The organism is Nocardia sp. NPDC057227 (assembly GCF_042669725.1).
Taxonomy (GTDB): domain Bacteria; phylum Actinomycetota; class Actinomycetes; order Mycobacteriales; family Mycobacteriaceae; genus Nocardia; species Nocardia asteroides_A.
On record NZ_JBHUXA010000008.1, the window covers coordinates 19,330 to 34,593 of the forward strand.

A 15,264-nucleotide genomic window follows, 5' to 3' on the forward strand; every position below is an offset into this window, starting at 1 on the left:
CGCATGAACCCCAACCGGCGTACGTCGGCTGCCCTGCTCGCGCTCGCTCTGCTCGCCATGGCGGCGTGTGGGGGCGCGGGCGAGGAAACGCCACGCTGGCGGATCGAAGTCGTCGGCACCCGTCCGCACGACCCCGGCGCCTTCACCCAGGGCCTCGATGTGGCCGGGCCGGTGCTCTACGAGGGCACCGGCAAACCGGGGCAGTCCTGGGTCCGCGCCACCGAGCTGGAGACCGGCGCCGAGCTCGCGCGCGCCGACCTCCCCGCGCCGCTCTTCGGCGAGGGGGTGGCCGCCGTGCACGACTCCGTGTGGCAACTCACCTGGCAGGACGGCGTCGCCGTCGAGCGCGACCCCGGCACCCTGGCCGAACGCCGCCGGGTGCGCTACGAGGGCGAGGGCTGGGGGCTCTGCGCCAGGGAGGGCACGCTGGTCATGAGCAACGGCTCGGACACCCTGACCCTGCGCGACCCGGCCACCTTCGACATCGTCGGCAGCACCAGGCTGACCGGCCACAACGAGGCGCGGCTGAACGAACTCGACTGCGCGCCGGACGGTTCGGTGTACGCCAACAACTGGCCGACGAACGAGATCCTGCGCATCGACCCCGGCTCCGGCGCGGTGCTCGCCGCCATCGACGGCTCCGGGCTGCTCTCCGCCACCCAGCGCGCGGGCGCCGATGTGCTGAACGGCATCGCGCACCTGCCAGGCACCGATCGCTTCCTGATCACCGGCAAATACTGGCCGTCGGTCTTCGAGGTCCGGTTCGTCCAGGAGGGGTGAGCACGCCGCCGGTGAACAGCACCGGCGCGGATGCGCCAGAATTGAGGACGTGACCACTCCCCGCGAACCCACCGGTGCCAACCGCGGTCGCTGGGACGGCGACGACGAGACGGACCGGGGCCACCCCGGCTTCGACCGGTATCCCCCGCCGAACAACGCCCGCGGGCCGCTGCCCCGGCCCGACGCCGAGCAGGCGCCGAACCGCCCGCTGCCACCGCGGCGCGGTGTCGACGCGGCGCCGCGCACCCGCCCGTTCATCCGCAAGCGCGCCCCGCGCACCGGCCCGCGGGTGGACCGCCCCGGCACGACCCGCCCGAACACCGTCCCGTTCGAGACCGACGCCGCGCCGCCGGAGCAGCAACCGCCCGGCGACGAGCCGCGGCGGACCCCGCGCAAACTCACGGTGACCCGGGTCGCCGCCATGCGCGGCCGTCAGCTCACCGAGCGCGGCATCGCGACCTTCCAGCGCGCGGCGAAGGCGGACGGCGCCGACGAGTCCGGGCTGACCGCGCTCACCTACGCCACCATGGCGAACTTCGCGCTGGACGCGGCGATCGCGGTCGCGCTGGCCAACACCCTGTTCTTCGCCAGCGCCACCGCGGAGAGCAAGACCAACGTGGCGCTCTACCTGCTCATCACGATCGCGCCGTTCGCGGTGATCGCCCCGCTCATCGGCCCGCTGCTCGACCGGCTGCAGCGCGGGCGCAGGCTCGCGCTCGCCTCCTCGTTCGCCTTCCGCGCGGTGATCGCGGTGCTGCTCATCCTGGAGTTCGACACCTGGGGGCTCTACCCGCTCGCGCTCTGCATGCTGATCGGCAGCAAGTCCTTCGCGGTGCTGAAGAGCGCGGTGACGCCGCGGGTGCTGCCACCGGAGATCGACCTGGTCCGGACCAACTCCCGGCTCACGGTCTTCGGGCTGGTCGGCGGGACGCTCGGCGCGGGCGCGGTGGCGGGCGGCACCGCGGCGATCTTCGGCTCGAACGGCGCGCTGGTGCTCGCCACGCTGATCGCGGCCGCCGGCGTCTACCTGAGCCTGCGGATCCCGTCCTGGGTGGAGGTCACCGAGGGCGAGGTGCCAGCGACGCTCGGCTACCACGGCGCCGACGCCACCACCGAGGTGCTCGCGCCGGACGCCGCCTCCACCGTCCCCGCGCGCAAGCGCAGGCAGCCGCTGGGCCGCTCGGTGGTCACCGGGCTCTGGGGCAACAGCGCCATCCGGGTGCTTACCGGCTTCCTGACCTTCTACGTGGCGTTCGTGGCGAAGGGCAGCGGGGAGAGCCCGGTGCGGCAGGCGGCCATGCTCGGCGCGGTCGGCGCGGCCGCCGCGATCGGTAACTTCACCGGCAATGCCAGCGGCGCCAGGATCCAGCTCGGCAAGCCCGCGCTGATCGTCGTGTACTGCGCCACCGCGTGCACGGTGGTCGCGGTGCTCGCCATCCTGCTGAACAACCTGCTCGGCGCGGCGATCGCCGCGCTGATCGCATCGGCCGCCAGCGCGCTGGCCAAGGTCTCGCTGGACGCCGCCATCCAGGACGACCTGCCGCCGGAGTCCATCGCCTCCGGTTTCGGCAGGTCGGAGACGGTGCTGCAGCTGAGCTGGGTGATCGGCGGGGCGGGCGGTGTGCTGCTGCCGACCGAGTGGTGGAAGGGTTTCGCCGTGGTGTCCGGCGTTGTCCTGCTCGGGCTGATCCAGACCGTGCTCAGCCACCGCGGCCACTCGCTGCTGCCCGGCCTGGGCGGCAACCGGCCGCAGCACGCGGAGCAGGAAGTGCCGCACGCCACCAGGGTCGACCCCGGCCCGCCACCCACTCGCTGAGGAGAGCCCCGCTGGTGTCGACCAGAACCCGTACCGTCGTCGCGATCTCCGCCGTCGCCCTGCTGGTGGCGGTCACCGCCTACGCGGGCGTGCTCGCCGTGCTGATCCGGGACGCCCCGCGCAAGGACCCGGCGGTCACCGCGTACGCGCACGGCCGCACCGTGACCGTCGCACCGTTCCTCTACTGCTCGGTCTCGATGGCGGACTGCCGCTACGGCGAGACCGTCGACCTCGCCGTCCCGGCCGGCTACCCGCTGCAGCTCTCGCTGCCGCCGCAGATCGCCGAGGCTCCGTGGCTGGCCCAGCTGATCTACGAGCGGCCGGACGGCGAGCAGGTGGATCGGCTGGTCGCCCACGACGACTTCGGCGACGAGGCGCTCGCGGTCACGCTGGATTCCCGGCCGGAGCCGAACCTGCGGCTGGTCGGGGTCGAGATCCAGCTGCCGATCCTGGCCAGGGACGAGACCGGTAGGGAGTTCTACGTGCCGCACGCCGCCTGGTCGATCAATACGGCGCCGGACGAGGGCGGGCGGCCCGCGGAGTGAGGCTGGCTCAGTGGTCGAGCTCGCGGGCCACCGCGCGCACGACCTCGGAGATCCGCTGCGCGGTCTTGCGATCCGGGTAGCGGCCCTTGCGCAGGTCCGGCTGCACGGTCGCCTCCAGCAGCGTGATCATGTCCTCGACCATGCCGTGCAGCTCGTCCGGGGTGTGCCTGCGGGCGATCGGCTCGCGCCGCTCGCTGCGGCCCGCGCGCTCCTGGCCCTGCCGCACCGACGGCGGCGCCTCAAGCAGCTTCAGGCTCAGCGCCTGCGGGCCGCGCCGACCGGCGGCCATACCGAACTCGACCCGCTGGCCGGGCTTGAGCCCATCGATACCGTCGGGCAGCGCGGACGAGCGGACGTACACGTCCTCACCCTCGTCCTGCGAGAGGAAGCCGAAGCCCTTTTCGACGTCGTACCACTTCACCTTGCCGGTCGGCACTGTGCTCACCCGTTCATGTTCGGAATTGCCGGGGACGCCCCGGTGCGAAAAATACGCGCCCCACACCCGTGGGACGCGACCGTTCCGCCGAGTCTACCCCGGTGCGGGTGCCCCGAGCACCCGAGTTCTACGGTCGACGGCGTGACCTCCCCCTCCAGCCCGCGCAGGCCGGGCGATCGGCTGCTGCACGTCGCGCTCGCGCTCTTCGGCGTCGGGCTGCTGGCGATCATCGCGATCTTCCTCACCCCGATCGTCAGCGACGCGGAGCCGGGGCTCCCGCTCTACCTGCTCGCGATGCTGGCCCCGCTCGGCTTCCTGCTCGCGCTGATCTACGCGCTCCGCTCCGGGCGCCGGGCGCGATAACCGGGGCGGTCCGTTTTTCGTTACCCGCCAAGGGTTGTGATCCTCGTCACATAACGGCGGGATAACGAAGCGGTGACGATCGGGAGCGGCTCCCTATTACCGCCGATCACCTGGGCGGACGCGCGGGCACGGCCGCGATGCGGGTTCGAGACCCCCGACGCGCGGCGGTTACCAAATAGTGATTTTTCCCCGGATCCGTCGTACCGTTTGTCACACAGCCGGAAGACATTCCGGCAGTGCCGGACCCGCCGCACCGAGCTTCGCCCCGCGGGAACGGAACAAGCCGACCCAAGGTGCGGACGAGAGGAAGACACCGGACATGAGTGGACGCCATCGCAAGCCGACCTCCACGGGGCGCACCGTTGCCAAGGTTGCCCTGACCGGCGCCGTTATCGGCAGCGCGGGTGTGGCCCTCGCGGGTAACGCCGCCGCCGCGCCGGATTCCGACTGGGATCGCCTGGCGACGTGTGAGGCCGGCGGCAACTGGGGCATCAACACCGGCAACGGTTTCCAGGGTGGGCTGCAGTTCTCGCCGAGCACCTGGAAGGCGCACGGTGGCGGCGAGTACGCCGCGTCCGCGCACAATGCCTCGCGCGAAGAGCAGATCGTGGTGGCCGAGCGGGTGCTCGCCTCCCAGGGCTGGGGCGCCTGGCCGTCCTGCTCGTCCAAGCTCGGGCTGAGCAGTGCGCCGACCCAGCGTTCGGCCCCGGCGGAGACCCAGGGCTGGGCCCAGCAGGTCGCGCCGCAGCAGCAGGCGCAGGCCGACCCGAGCCAGGAGATCTTCACCGCCGTCGACCGGGCGGTCGCCGTTGTGCAGGCGCAGGGCGTGCAGATTCCGCAGCAGGCGCTCGATCTCTTCAACGCCGCGAAGGCGCAGAACACTCAGCTCGATCCGGCGCTCATCGGCTTCTACGAGGCGAACAAGGGCATGCTGCCCTCCTGAGCCGCGACAAACGTCGACGGGCCCCGCATCCTCGAGGATGCGGGGCCCGTGCTCGTTCGGGCGCCGGTTGCCCGGCGGCCGGACTCGATCAGCGATTGACCACCGTGTGCGGGTGCACGTAGGGCAGGTCCTCGACGGGGAGCGGGAACTCGGTGTCCTCACCGAACGGCGAAAGGTTGCCGGATCGGGCCGCGGCGAGTTCGGTCACGGCGTGCTCGCCGTCGGCGACCTGGGGCCAGCCGTTGTCGACATACGGTTTCTTCGATTTGTTCACCACGCGTCCCATTCTGGCAGATTCCCGGCGACATCGGAGTGGGGACACCGCATCGCCGCACCCGTAGGCTGAATCGGATGTCCACGATCGACTCGCTCACCGGCTGGCTCTCGGCCAGGGACGACGCCACGCTGGTCAGGCTGCTGGAGCTGCGCCCGGATCTGGCCGTGCCGCTGCCCTCGTCCATGACGGTGCTCGCCGCACGGGTGGAGCAGCGCGCCTCGGTGCTGCGCGCCACCGAGGAGCTGAACACGCTCGAGTTCGCGATCGTCGAGGTGCTGGCCAGGTACGGCACCGAGCGCGCCCCCGGCGACCGCACCCCGCTCACCCGCACCGCCCTGCACGAGCGGCTGCGCGACCGCGTCGGCGCCGCCGCGATCGACGCCGCGCTGGCCCGGCTCACCGCCCGCGCCCTGGTCCGGGACGAGGGCGACGACCTGCACCTGGTCCCGGCCGCCGCCGACGGGCTGCCCTGGCCGATCGGCAGCGCCACCGAGATCCCGGACGAGCTCACCGAACCCGAGGTCACCGCGGCGCTGGCCCGGCTCGGCGAGCCGGAGCGCGGCCTGCTGGAGAAGCTCGCGAGCACCGGCCCGCGCGGGCGGACCAGGGACGCCGCCCCCGGCGCCGACCCGGACCGGCCCGTGCCCCGGCTGCTCGCCGCCGGGCTGCTGCACCGGGTGGACGACGAGACCGTCGAGATCCCGCTCACCGTCGGCCAGCTGCTCCGCAACGAGGCCGTCACCCGGCCGCACGTGCTGGTCCCGCCGGTGCCCGCGCGCACCGAGTACACCCCGGCCGAGGCCAATGCCGCCGCCGCGGGCGAGGCGGGCGAGTTCCTGCGGCACGCGGCAGCGGTGCTCGCCGCGCTCGGCGCGATGCCTGCCCCCGCGCTGCGGGCGGGCGGGCTCGGGGTGCGCGAGCTGCGCCGGGTCTGCAAGCAGGCCGGGGTGGACGAGCCGAGGGCCGGGCTGCTGGTCGAGGTGCTCGCCGCGGCCAAGCTGCTGGAGAAGGGGCTGCCCGACCCGGCACCCGAACTCGACGCCACCGACGACTTCTGGGCCCCGACCCCGCAGGCCGACGGCTGGGGCGAGGCGTCGCCCGCCCGGCGCTGGGCCGGGCTGGCCAGGGCCTGGCTGGAGCTGGACCGGATGCCGTGGCTGATCGGCAGCAGGGACGCCGCCGACAAGCCGCTGCCCGCGCTGGCCCTCGAGCTGCGCAGCCCGCACGCGGTGCGCGACCGGCGCGCCATCCTCGGGCTGCTCGCCGAATTCCCGCCCGGCACCGCGATTCCGGCCGCCGACATCTCCCGGATCCTGGCCTGGCGGGAGCCGCGGCGGCGCAGGCAGTACCGCCCGGAGGCGGTCGCCCGCACGCTGGCGGAGGCCGCCGCGCTCGGCGTGGTCGGCCGCGCCGCGCTGACCTCGGCGGGCCGGGCGCTGCTGCACGGCAGCGCCGACGGCGACGCCGAGGCCGAGATGGCGGCCGCGCTGCCCGCACCGGTCGACCACGTGCTGGTGCAGGCCGACCTGACGGTGGTCGCGCCGGGGCCGCTGCTGCCCGAGCTGGAGCAGCGCATCGCGCTCACCGCGGACGTGGAGTCGGCGGGCGCCGCCACCGTCTACCGGGTCGGCGAGACGTCGGTGCGGCGCGCGCTGGACGCCGGGCTGACCGCGGCCGAGCTGCACGCGCTCTTCGGCACGCACTCACGCACGCCGGTGCCGCAGGCGCTCACCTACCTCATCGACGATGTCGCGCGCAGACACGGCAGGCTTCGTGCGGGCATGGCGCAGTCCTTCCTGCGCAGCGACGACCCGGCGCTGCTCGCGCAGGTGCTCGCCGCACCGGTGGCAGCCGATCTCGCGCTGCGCGGTATCGCCCCGACGGTGGCGATCGCACAGGCCCCGCTCGGCGAGGTGCTGGAGCGGCTGCGCGCGGCGGGTTTCGCCCCCGCGGGCGAGGATTCCGCGGGCGCGGTGCTCGACCTGCGCCCGCGCGGGGCGCGCATCCCGGCGCGGAGCAACGGCAGGCAGGCCTACCGCCCGACCCCGCCCAACACCGACCAGCTGGAACAGCTGGTGGCCGAGCTCAGGGCCGGGGAACGCGCGGCGGGCGCGAGGTCGGGGCGCTCGGTGCGCACCGACGGCACCAGAACGAGCACCGCCGCCACCCTCGCGCTGCTGCAGCTGGCCGCGCGAGTGCGGCGTTCGGTGAATATCGGCTATGTCGACGCCGCGGGTGTCGCCACCCAGCGGGTGGTCGAACCCCTGAAGGTCGGCAACGGTCAGCTCGACGCGCTGGACCCGGTGACCGGCGCGGTCCGGCAGTTCACGCTGCACCGGATCGCGTCGGTCGCACTCCTGGAGTGACTAGGCCGCCGCAGGCGAGCCGAGGCAGAAGGTCACCTTCGGGTCGTTCACCGTGATGAACTTGTCGGCGTCCTCGCCGCACAGCAGCTCGTCGACCTGGCCGTCGATCCGCTTGACCACCTTGAAGGTGGCCTCGGTGGAGGCGCAGTCCGCGTACTTGTACCCGGTGAGCATGCTGTCCACGTAGCAGCTGCCCTCCTTGAAGTTCGGCGCGAGGCACAGGAAGGCCGTCGTGCTGTCGCCGAGGGTCTCCTCGTAGGAGGTGTAGTCGGCCGCGCACTCGGTCTTGGTGTCGTAGGTCTGGACGACCTTGTAGACGGCCTTGTCCGAGGAGCAGTCGATCGGCTCCGTCTTGGAGTCGACGGCCGAGCCCTCGATCACGTTGATGCAGTCGCCGACAGCCGCCTTGGCGGTGTCGGACTTGCCCGCGTCCTCGATGAACGAACAACCGACAACGGCAACCGCGGCAACGGCCGCCGACACGAGTGCGAGCACGACACGTGCCGACCGCCTCGTCGCAGGGAACTTCACGGAATAGACCTCTCTCACCGAATGTTCGCGCTGTTCGCGAACTCGGTGAGACTATCGTCAGGCCCGGAGCCGCGCATTAACGACATCTCCGGCCGGGAATCGAACGTGGAGGCGGGGTCAGCCCAGGGCCCAGAGCGCGAGCATGCTGCTGCGGAGAATGTTCGGGAGAAGCTGTCCGAGCAGGTACAGGGACGAGTAAGAGGTTTCCACAGGGCATACCTTCCGCAGAGCTCAGGTCGAGCAGTCGAGCAATTCGTGATTCGTGTCGAGCCGGGGAATCCGGTCGTTACGCTCGAGAAGTATGAGCCTCAGCGACGTCGCCGTCGAGCTGTACGATCTCGCCCCCGGCGAATTCGTGGCAGCCAGGGCCGAGCGGGTGGCCGCCGCCAAGGCGGCCGGCGACAGGGAGCTGGCGGCCGCGATCGGGGCGCTGCGCAGGCCGACGGTGGCCGCGTGGGCGGTGAACCTGCTGGCACGGTCGGCATCGGATGAGGTCAGCGCGCTGCTCGCGCTCGGCGATGCCCTGCGCACGGCCCAGCGCGAGCTCGCCGGGGCGCGGCTGCGCACACTCACCGCGCAGCGCGGGCAGGTGGTGAATGCCCTGGCCAGGCGGGCCGCCGAGCTCGCCGCCGAGCGGGGCAGACCGGTCGGCGATGCGGTGCTCCGGGAGGTCGGCAACTCTTTGACCGCGGCACTGGCCGATCCGGAGGTGGCCGAAAAGGTCCGCCTCGGCACCCTCGCCAGTGCGACGAGCTACGACGGCTTCGGCCCCGCCGCGCCGGAGCTCGCCGCCGTTCCCGCCCCGCACAGGACCGTCCCGAAAAAAGCTGCCCCGCAGCGCGATTCCGCGAAGGCGCGGAAACAGGACGCGGCGGCCGAACGCAAGCGAGCGACAGAGCGGCGAATCACCGAAGCCGAGGCGGAGCTCGGCACCGCGGATTCCGAGCGGAGTTCGGCCGAAAAGGCCGCAGCCGCGGCGGCGGAGACCGTGCGCGACACCGCCGCCCGCATCGAGGATTTGCGCGCGGAGTTGACCGCCGCCGAGGAGCGGCACCGCTTCGCCCGCACCGCCGAGAAGGCGGCGCGGGAGGCGCTGCGCGCCGCCGAGACCGAGGCCGAGCGGGCCCGCCGCAGGCTGGCGAAGGCGCGGGACGGCTCCGCTCAGTAGACGTTCAGGTGGACGTGCAGATCCCCGCGCCGCGCGGTGCCGAGCACCGGCATGCCGAGACCTGTGAGTGTGATGACCGTGCCCGGTGCGGTATTCGGCGCCACGACCGCGGGCACCTCGCCGTCGAGCAGGGTCGACACCGTGATCGGGCCGCCGTGCACGGCGTTCGCCCGAGAGATCCCGAAGCCGGTGCGCAGATCGGTGCCGTCCCTGGTGAAACCGGGATGCGGCCGCTCGGCCACCTCCAGGTAGAGGTCACCGAAATCGCCGCCCGCAGGCCCCTTCTCGCCCTGCCCGGCCAGCCGGATTCGCTGCCCGGCCGCGACGCCGGGTGGAATCCGGGCTTGGATCGTGCGCCGGGCGCGCACCCGCCCGTCCCCGGCGCACGGCGCACACGGCCCGCCGGTGCCGCCGCAGCTCGTGCAGGCCACCGCGGTGTCGACGGTGACGGGGACGACCGCGCCGACGCCGCACTCGGCGAGGGTCAGGTCGATGCGCAGCACCGCGTCCTGACCCCGCCGCGGCCCGCTCGGAACGGGCGCGGGCGGAGCGACGGTCGAACCCGCCATCTTCCGCAGCCGGTAACCACCGACCCCGGCCGTCCCGAGCCCGCATACCAGCACGAACGCACCCGCGACGTTGTAGAGGCTCTCCCGGTTCGCGATCTGCTCGAGTTCGACCTCCCGATAGGGCTTACCGACCTTCAGCTTGGCGGCGGCGGCGTCGGCGGCGCACGTGGTCCCCGGCGCCATCACCCGCTCGCCGCACAGCACCTCGTCCACCGAGGTCACCTCGTGCGCGATCGCCGCGATCCCGGCGCCGGCCAGCAGCAGCCCGGCGCCGACGAGCAGCCCCGCCGCCAGCTTCTGCGTTCCGGTCGGCGGGCCGCCGGGCACCGCGTCGGGGGCCGGGTACAGCTCGTGACCCTCCCGGTCCAGCAGCCGCACCCCGTCGGCCCGTTCGAATCGCGAGACCACGGCGACGAACCCGACGAACAGCGGCAGGTAGGCGAACCACAGGGCTTCGCTCGGCCGTTCGTCCCGCGGGCGGGTGAAGGTGCCGACGACCATGTAGGTGAGGAAGGCGGCCAGTGCCACGCTGAAGATCCACATCAGCGCCTGCCAGACGGCGACCCGGCGCCGAGCCGCGGCGGCGCCCGCGATCTCCACCCGGACCGCCTGTCCGCACCGGACGCAGGTCACCGCGGTCTGTGCCGGGCCCGCCGGTGGGCGCGGCGCGGCGATCGGAGTCAGCGCGGGGGTGCTGCCCGCCTGCGTCGGATCCCCGTGCGCGAGGAGCACCGAGGGGCGCTCCCCCACCTGATACCAGAGCATCTTCCGCAGACCACCAGCGAACGACACGGCCACTTCCCATCAGCGGAGAGAACTCGATTGCGGTGATCATGCCAGCGCGGACGGGCGCGGGCGCGAATAGCGTGCGAATAGCCCCGCGCTAGCCGCGCAGGTTGCCGGGGAAGAGGTACTCGTCCGGCGGCGGGGTCTCGCCGCCGAGCCAGGCGTCGAAGAAGCCGTCCAGCGGGAGCTGCGCGCGGCGCTGCACGAAGGTCCGCCAGTCCGCCATCGAGGCATTCCCGCCCGCGTAGGCGGACGGGAAGTCGCGCAGCGCGGCGAAGAAGACCTCGTCCCCGACGGTGCGGCGCAGGGCGTGCAGGAACAGCGGGCCGCGGTAGTAGACGGAGGTGAATTCGTCTCCGGCGCCCGGGTTTCCGAGCGGGATCTGCCAGAACCGCGGCTCGTCCCTGAACCGCTGCACGGTGTCGCGGTACTCGGCGTCCACGTCGGTGCCGTCGATCCGCTCCGGCCACAGGTAGTCGGCGGTGTAGGAGGCGAAGCACTCGTTCAGGCAGATGTCGGCCCAGGAGCTGATGGAGACCGAGTCGCCCCACCACTGGTGCGCGATCTCGTGCACGACGGTGTTCAGGTCGACCCACTCGGCGTAGGTCGGCCTGGTCTGGGTCTCCAGCGAGAAGGGCAGCTCGGTGTCCAGGTAGATGCCGCCGACCGCCTCGAACGGGTACGGGCCGAAGAGCTCGGCGGAGAAGTCGAGGATCTCCGGCAGCCGCTGCTCCAGCTCCCGGTGGCGGAGCGCGCCGGGGGCGAAGCCGCTCAGGATCGGGGTGCCGTCCGACGCGGTCTGCTCCAGGAATTCGAAGCGGTCGATGGCGACGGTGGTCAGGTAGCCGATGGTGGGGTGCCGGTTCTCCCAGTCCACGTGGCGCTGCCCGGCGATCACCTCGTCCCTGGTGCGCACGCCGTTGCCCATGACCTGCCACTCGGCGGGGACGGTGGCGCGCAGGGTGAAGGTGGCCTTGTCCAGCGGGGTGTCGTTGAGCGGGTACCAGGTGCGCGCCGAGTGCGGCTCGCCCGCGGCGAAGGCGCCGCCGCCGGGCGCGTAGGTCCAGCCCGCGCCCTCGGTGTCCGGCATCGGGCCGCCGTAGTCCACGATCACCCGGAACGGGAGCCCGGGCAGCAGCGGGAGCAGCGGGGTGACCACCAGTTCCTGCTCGTCCTGGCTCCGGAAGGCGGCGGGCAGGCCGTTCACCGTCACCATGCGCACCGGGGGGCCGGTGTAGTCCAGGTGGAAGGCGCGCAGCGGCTGGGTGGCGGTGGCGTCGATGGTGGTGGTGCCGTCCAGGACCCGGCTCGGCGGGTCGTAGCCGAGCTCGACCTCGTAGTGCACCGCGTCGTAGCCGCCGTTGCCGTCCAGCGGGTAATACGGGTCGCCGAGGCCGGGGGCACCGGCGAACGGGTCCGGCTGCGCGGCCGCCGGACCCGCCGTGACCAGCACACACAGCGTCGCCGCCAGCAGTGCCGCGCCCGTCGACCGCATACCCCTCCTCCGCCCGCCGTGATGTTGCCGAGCGTACGCGGTTCAGCGTGCGGCGAGCCCCTGCTCCACCGCGACCGACGCGCCGAGTCCGACGATGAGCACCCCGCCCGCCCCGCCGACCGCCTCCAGCCGCTTCGGCGAGCGCGCGAACCAGCCCCGCGCCGAGACCGCGAGCAGCGCCCAGACGCTGTCGCTGACCAGCGCGATGACCAGGAAGATCGAGCCGAGCACCAGCAGCTGCAGCACGAGCCCGCCCGCCGCCGGGTCGGTGAAGTGCGGCAGCACCGCCGCGAAGAACACGATCGCCTTGGGGTTGGTCACCCCGACCAGCATGCTCTGCCGGAATACCCGCGTCCCGGAGGCGGCGGGCACCTGCGTCCCGAGCACCTCGCGCAGCGCCCTGCGCTCCCGGATGGCCTGGATCCCCAGGTGGATCAGGTACAGCGCGCCCCCCAGCTTCACCACCGCCATGGCCGTCGCCGATGCGGCGAGCACCGCGCCGAGCCCGACCGCGACGAAGACCAGCGCCACCTGCACGCCGAGCGCGTGCCCGAGCACCGAGATCAGCGCGGCGCGGCGGCCGAGCGTCAGCGCCCGGCCGATGGTGAACAGCACCCCCGGGCCGGGCACGACGACGATCAGCGTGGCGGCGGCGAGGAAGGCGAGCAGGTTGGCGGCCGGGATCATGGCGGCAGTCTAGGTTCGGGCCGCGCGGGCGGCGAGCGATTTCCGGCTCAGGCGCCGAGCTCGTCCGGCAGCTGCTGCGGGTCGAGCAGCAGCCGCTTGAAGGTGCTGCTGCGCACCTTGGCGGCCAGCTCCAGGTTGTCGGTGAGCAACCGCCACTCGGCTTCGCCGATGGCGTCGCGGGCGCGCTCGAGCACGGCGGTGTCGCCGGTGCCCCAGGCGATCGGCATGACGCTCACGATCGACCAGCGCTGCCCCACCTGCTTCGGCGCGCCGTCGGTGCGCACCGCGATGGCGGGCACCCGCTCGCCCTCGGCGGCGCGGTGCCCCGGTAGCACCCGCACCTTGCGGGTGACCAGGGCGTACCGCGGGCCGGGTGCCTCCGGCCCGGCGACGTTCACCAGCGCGAGCAGCACCAGCCCCGAGTCGAGCGTCGCGGAGACGACGGCGGGCACCAGCTCGCCCTCGTACAGCCGGTCGACGGTGCCGAGCCGCGCGCTCCACAGCACCACCCACACGGCGACCACGAAGCCGAGCGCGAAGGCCACCGCGAGCAGGTAGGACCAGGGGTGGTTCAGCCATACCAGCCAGGCCGTCGCCGCACCGGCGAGCACGGCGCCGATCGCGGCGAGCACCCGCCGCCTGCGTAGCTCGGCCGCGACCTCGTTCACCGCGTGCGCGTGCCGGTGGTCCACCGCGAATTCGAAGCGTCGCACGTCGTCATTCCTAGCACAGCTATCGGAGGACGCGCCTCCACTTATTGGCTCTGGTCGCCGATCGCCGGGCCGAGCAGGTCGTCCGCGTCGGTAATGCGGTAGGCATACCCCTGTTCGGCCAGGAAACGCTGGCGGTGCGCGGCATACTCGGCGTCGAGCGTGTCGCGCGCGACCACCGAGTAGAAGTGCGCCTGCCCGCCGTCCTTCTTGGGCCGCAGCAGCCTGCCGAGCCGCTGCGCCTCCTCCTGCCTCGACCCGAAGGTACCCGAGACCTGCACCGCCACCGAGGCTTCCGGCAGGTCGACGGAGAAGTTCGCGACCTTGCTCACCACAAGCACCGGAATCTCGCCGCGCCGGAACGCGTCGAACAGCGCCTCGCGCTCCTTGACCTTGGTCGCGCCCTGGATGACCGGCGCGTCCAGCTCGGCGCCGAGCTCGTCGAGCTGGTCCAGGTAGGCGCCGATCACCAGGCACTGGGACCCGGCGTGCCGCGCCAGGATCGAGCGCACCACCGCCACCTTCGTGTGCGCGGTCGAACAGAGCTTGTAGCGCTCCTCCGGCTCGGCGACGGCGTAGGCCATGCGCTCGGCGTCGGTGAGCGTCACCCGCACCTCGACACAGTCGGCGGGCGCGATCCAGCCCTGCGCCTCGATGTCCTTCCACGGCGCGTCGTAGCGCTTCGGGCCGATCAGCGAGAAGACGTCGCCCTCCCGGCCGTCCTCGCGGACCAGCGTCGCGGTCAGCCCGAGCCTGCGCCTGGACTGCAGATCCGCCGTCATCCGGAAGACCGGCGCGGGCAGCAGGTGCACCTCGTCGTAGATCACCAGCCCCCAGTCCCTGCTGTCGAAGAGCTCCAGGTGCCGGTACTCGCCCTTGGTGCGCCTGGTGATCACCTGGTAGGTCGCGATGGTGACCGGGCGGATCTCCTTGCGCTCGCCGGAGTACTCGCCGATCTCGTCCTCGGTGAGGCTGGTGCGCGCCAGCAGCTCGCGGCGCCACTGCCTGCCCGCGACGGTGTTGGTGACCAGGATCAGCGTCGTCGCCTTCGCCTTCGCCATCGCCGCGGCGCCGACCATGGTCTTGCCCGCGCCGCACGGCAGCACCACCACGCCGGAGCCGCCCGCCCAGAACGAGTCGGCCGCCATCTCCTGGTAGTCGCGCAGGTGCCAGGCGTTGGTGGCGGTGTCCAGCTCGATCGGGTGCGCCTCGCCGTCCACGTACCCGGCCAGGTCCTCGGCCGGCCAGCCGATCTTCAGCAGCATCTGCTTGATCCGCCCGCGCTCGGACGGATGCACCTGCACGGTGTCGTCATCGATCCGCGTGCCGAGCATCGGCGCCAGCTTCTTGTGCCGCAGCACCTCCTCCAGCACCGCGCGATCCTTGCTCAGCAGCATCAGCCCGTGCGCCGGGTGCTTCACCAGCTGCAGCCGCCCGTACCTGGCCATGGTGTCGACGATGTCGACGAGCAGCGGCTGCGGCACCGCGTACCGGGAGAACCGCACCAGCGCGTCCACCACCTGCTCCGCGTCGTGCCCCGCCGCCCGCGCGTTCCACAGCGCCAGCGGGGTGATGCGGTAGGTGTGCACGTGCTCCGGCGCGCGCTCCAGCTCGGCGAACGGCGCGATCGCCATCCGCGCCGCGCCTGCCGACTCGTGGTCGACCTCGAGCAGCAGCGTCTTGTCGCTCTGCACAATCAGCGGACCGTCGGTCACAGTCCCTCCTCGCCCTCGGTTTGCTCTCCATTGTCCCAGCGCCGCGTACTGGGTGGCGCGGTAAGGTCCCCTCCGGA

At 72.7% G+C, this 15,264-nt stretch carries 15 protein-coding genes; 7 read left to right on the top strand and 8 right to left on the bottom strand.

Annotation, left to right across the window (positions count from 1 at the left end; translation table 11 throughout):
* The first annotated feature begins 3 nt into the window (after positions 1-3).
* Genes ACFUJ1_RS13360 through ACFUJ1_RS13370 form a run of 3 tightly spaced genes read left to right on the top strand, consistent with a single transcriptional unit; the run spans position 4 to position 3,141 of the window.
* Positions 4-780 carry a glutaminyl-peptide cyclotransferase gene (locus ACFUJ1_RS13360; RefSeq protein WP_378645382.1) on the top strand — a complete coding sequence of 259 codons (777 nt, stop codon included), beginning with the start codon at positions 4-6 and terminating at the stop codon, positions 778-780.
* 49 nt (positions 781-829) lie between these two features.
* A complete protein-coding gene (locus tag ACFUJ1_RS13365; protein ID WP_378645384.1) occupies positions 830-2,596 on the top strand; it encodes an MFS transporter in 1,767 nt (588 codons plus the stop codon).
* A gap of 14 nt (positions 2,597-2,610) precedes the next feature.
* Entirely contained in the window at positions 2,611-3,141 is a 531-nt protein-coding gene (locus ACFUJ1_RS13370) for a DUF2771 domain-containing protein (RefSeq protein WP_378645385.1), read from the top strand.
* Between the two features lie 7 nt (positions 3,142-3,148).
* Here ACFUJ1_RS13370 and ACFUJ1_RS13375 read toward each other — a convergent pair whose 3' ends face one another.
* Positions 3,149-3,577: a cold-shock protein gene (locus ACFUJ1_RS13375; protein ID WP_378645718.1), complete on the bottom strand. Its 429-nt coding sequence runs from the start codon at positions 3,575-3,577 to the stop codon at positions 3,149-3,151.
* Positions 3,578-3,718: 141 nt separating this feature from the next.
* On the opposite strand from ACFUJ1_RS13375, the gene ACFUJ1_RS13380 reads away from it, so the two are divergent.
* Together ACFUJ1_RS13380 and ACFUJ1_RS13385 are read left to right on the top strand one after the other, a co-directional pair.
* Positions 3,719-3,940 carry a hypothetical protein gene (locus ACFUJ1_RS13380; RefSeq protein WP_378645387.1) on the top strand — a complete coding sequence of 74 codons (222 nt, stop codon included), beginning with the start codon at positions 3,719-3,721 and terminating at the stop codon, positions 3,938-3,940.
* Between the two features lie 319 nt (positions 3,941-4,259).
* Positions 4,260-4,883 (top strand): resuscitation-promoting factor Rpf1 domain-containing protein, encoded by a 624-nt coding sequence (locus ACFUJ1_RS13385; RefSeq protein WP_378645388.1) that lies wholly within the window; start codon positions 4,260-4,262, stop codon positions 4,881-4,883.
* A gap of 88 nt (positions 4,884-4,971) precedes the next feature.
* Here the strand turns inward: ACFUJ1_RS13385 and ACFUJ1_RS13390 are convergent, their stop codons facing one another.
* Complete coding sequence (locus tag ACFUJ1_RS13390) at positions 4,972-5,160, bottom strand: hypothetical protein (protein ID WP_233015873.1); 189 nt, start codon at positions 5,158-5,160, stop codon at positions 4,972-4,974.
* 74 nt (positions 5,161-5,234) lie between these two features.
* Between ACFUJ1_RS13390 and ACFUJ1_RS13395 the strand changes: the two genes are divergently transcribed.
* Positions 5,235-7,526: a helicase-associated domain-containing protein gene (locus tag ACFUJ1_RS13395; RefSeq protein ID WP_378645390.1), complete on the top strand. Its 2,292-nt coding sequence runs from the start codon at positions 5,235-5,237 to the stop codon at positions 7,524-7,526.
* Here ACFUJ1_RS13395 and ACFUJ1_RS13400 read toward each other — a convergent pair whose 3' ends face one another.
* Positions 7,527-8,021: a hypothetical protein gene (locus ACFUJ1_RS13400; protein ID WP_378645391.1), complete on the bottom strand. Its 495-nt coding sequence runs from the start codon at positions 8,019-8,021 to the stop codon at positions 7,527-7,529. It abuts the gene before it with no gap.
* Positions 8,022-8,358: 337 nt separating this feature from the next.
* Between ACFUJ1_RS13400 and ACFUJ1_RS13405 the strand changes: the two genes are divergently transcribed.
* The gene (locus tag ACFUJ1_RS13405) at positions 8,359-9,225 is read left to right on the top strand and encodes a hypothetical protein (protein ID WP_378645393.1); all 867 of its coding nucleotides are present in this window, start codon (positions 8,359-8,361) and stop codon (positions 9,223-9,225) included.
* Here the strand turns inward: ACFUJ1_RS13405 and ACFUJ1_RS13410 are convergent.
* The 5 genes from ACFUJ1_RS13410 to ACFUJ1_RS13430 all read right to left on the bottom strand — a co-directional run bounded on the left by ACFUJ1_RS13410 (position 9,219) and on the right by ACFUJ1_RS13430 (position 15,187).
* Positions 9,219-10,559, bottom strand: a complete 1,341-nt coding sequence (locus ACFUJ1_RS13410) for a DnaJ C-terminal domain-containing protein (protein ID WP_378645394.1) — start codon at positions 10,557-10,559, stop codon at positions 9,219-9,221. The two genes, ACFUJ1_RS13405 and ACFUJ1_RS13410, sit on opposite strands and share 7 nt — an antisense overlap.
* Positions 10,560-10,677: 118 nt before the next feature.
* Positions 10,678-12,075 (bottom strand): M1 family metallopeptidase, encoded by a 1,398-nt coding sequence (locus ACFUJ1_RS13415; RefSeq protein WP_378645396.1) that lies wholly within the window; start codon positions 12,073-12,075, stop codon positions 10,678-10,680.
* A 42-nt stretch (positions 12,076-12,117) separates the two neighbouring features.
* Positions 12,118-12,762: a LysE family translocator gene (locus tag ACFUJ1_RS13420; protein ID WP_378645397.1), complete on the bottom strand. Its 645-nt coding sequence runs from the start codon at positions 12,760-12,762 to the stop codon at positions 12,118-12,120.
* Between the two features lie 47 nt (positions 12,763-12,809).
* The gene (locus tag ACFUJ1_RS13425) at positions 12,810-13,475 is read right to left on the bottom strand and encodes a DUF3239 domain-containing protein (protein ID WP_378645399.1); all 666 of its coding nucleotides are present in this window, start codon (positions 13,473-13,475) and stop codon (positions 12,810-12,812) included.
* Between the two features lie 41 nt (positions 13,476-13,516).
* Entirely contained in the window at positions 13,517-15,187 is a 1,671-nt protein-coding gene (locus ACFUJ1_RS13430; RefSeq protein WP_378645400.1) for a DNA repair helicase XPB, read from the bottom strand.
* Between the last annotated feature and the right edge of the window lie 77 nt (positions 15,188-15,264).

Bases quoted from the DNA above. Each gene is read 5' to 3' on its own strand.
- ACFUJ1_RS13410 (WP_378645394.1), bottom strand. From the start codon at position 10,559: ATGCTCTGGTATCAGGTGGGGGAGCGCCCCTCGGTGCTCCTCGCGCAC.
- ACFUJ1_RS13360 (WP_378645382.1), top strand. From the start codon at position 4: ATGAACCCCAACCGGCGTACGTCGGCTGCCCTGCTCGCGCTCGCTCTG.
- ACFUJ1_RS13395 (WP_378645390.1), top strand. From the start codon at position 5,235: ATGTCCACGATCGACTCGCTCACCGGCTGGCTCTCGGCCAGGGACGAC.
- ACFUJ1_RS13420 (WP_378645397.1), bottom strand. From the start codon at position 12,762: ATGATCCCGGCCGCCAACCTGCTCGCCTTCCTCGCCGCCGCCACGCTG.
- ACFUJ1_RS13405 (WP_378645393.1), top strand. From the start codon at position 8,359: ATGAGCCTCAGCGACGTCGCCGTCGAGCTGTACGATCTCGCCCCCGGC.
- ACFUJ1_RS13385 (WP_378645388.1), top strand. From the start codon at position 4,260: ATGAGTGGACGCCATCGCAAGCCGACCTCCACGGGGCGCACCGTTGCC.
- ACFUJ1_RS13415 (WP_378645396.1), bottom strand. From the start codon at position 12,075: ATGCGGTCGACGGGCGCGGCACTGCTGGCGGCGACGCTGTGTGTGCTG.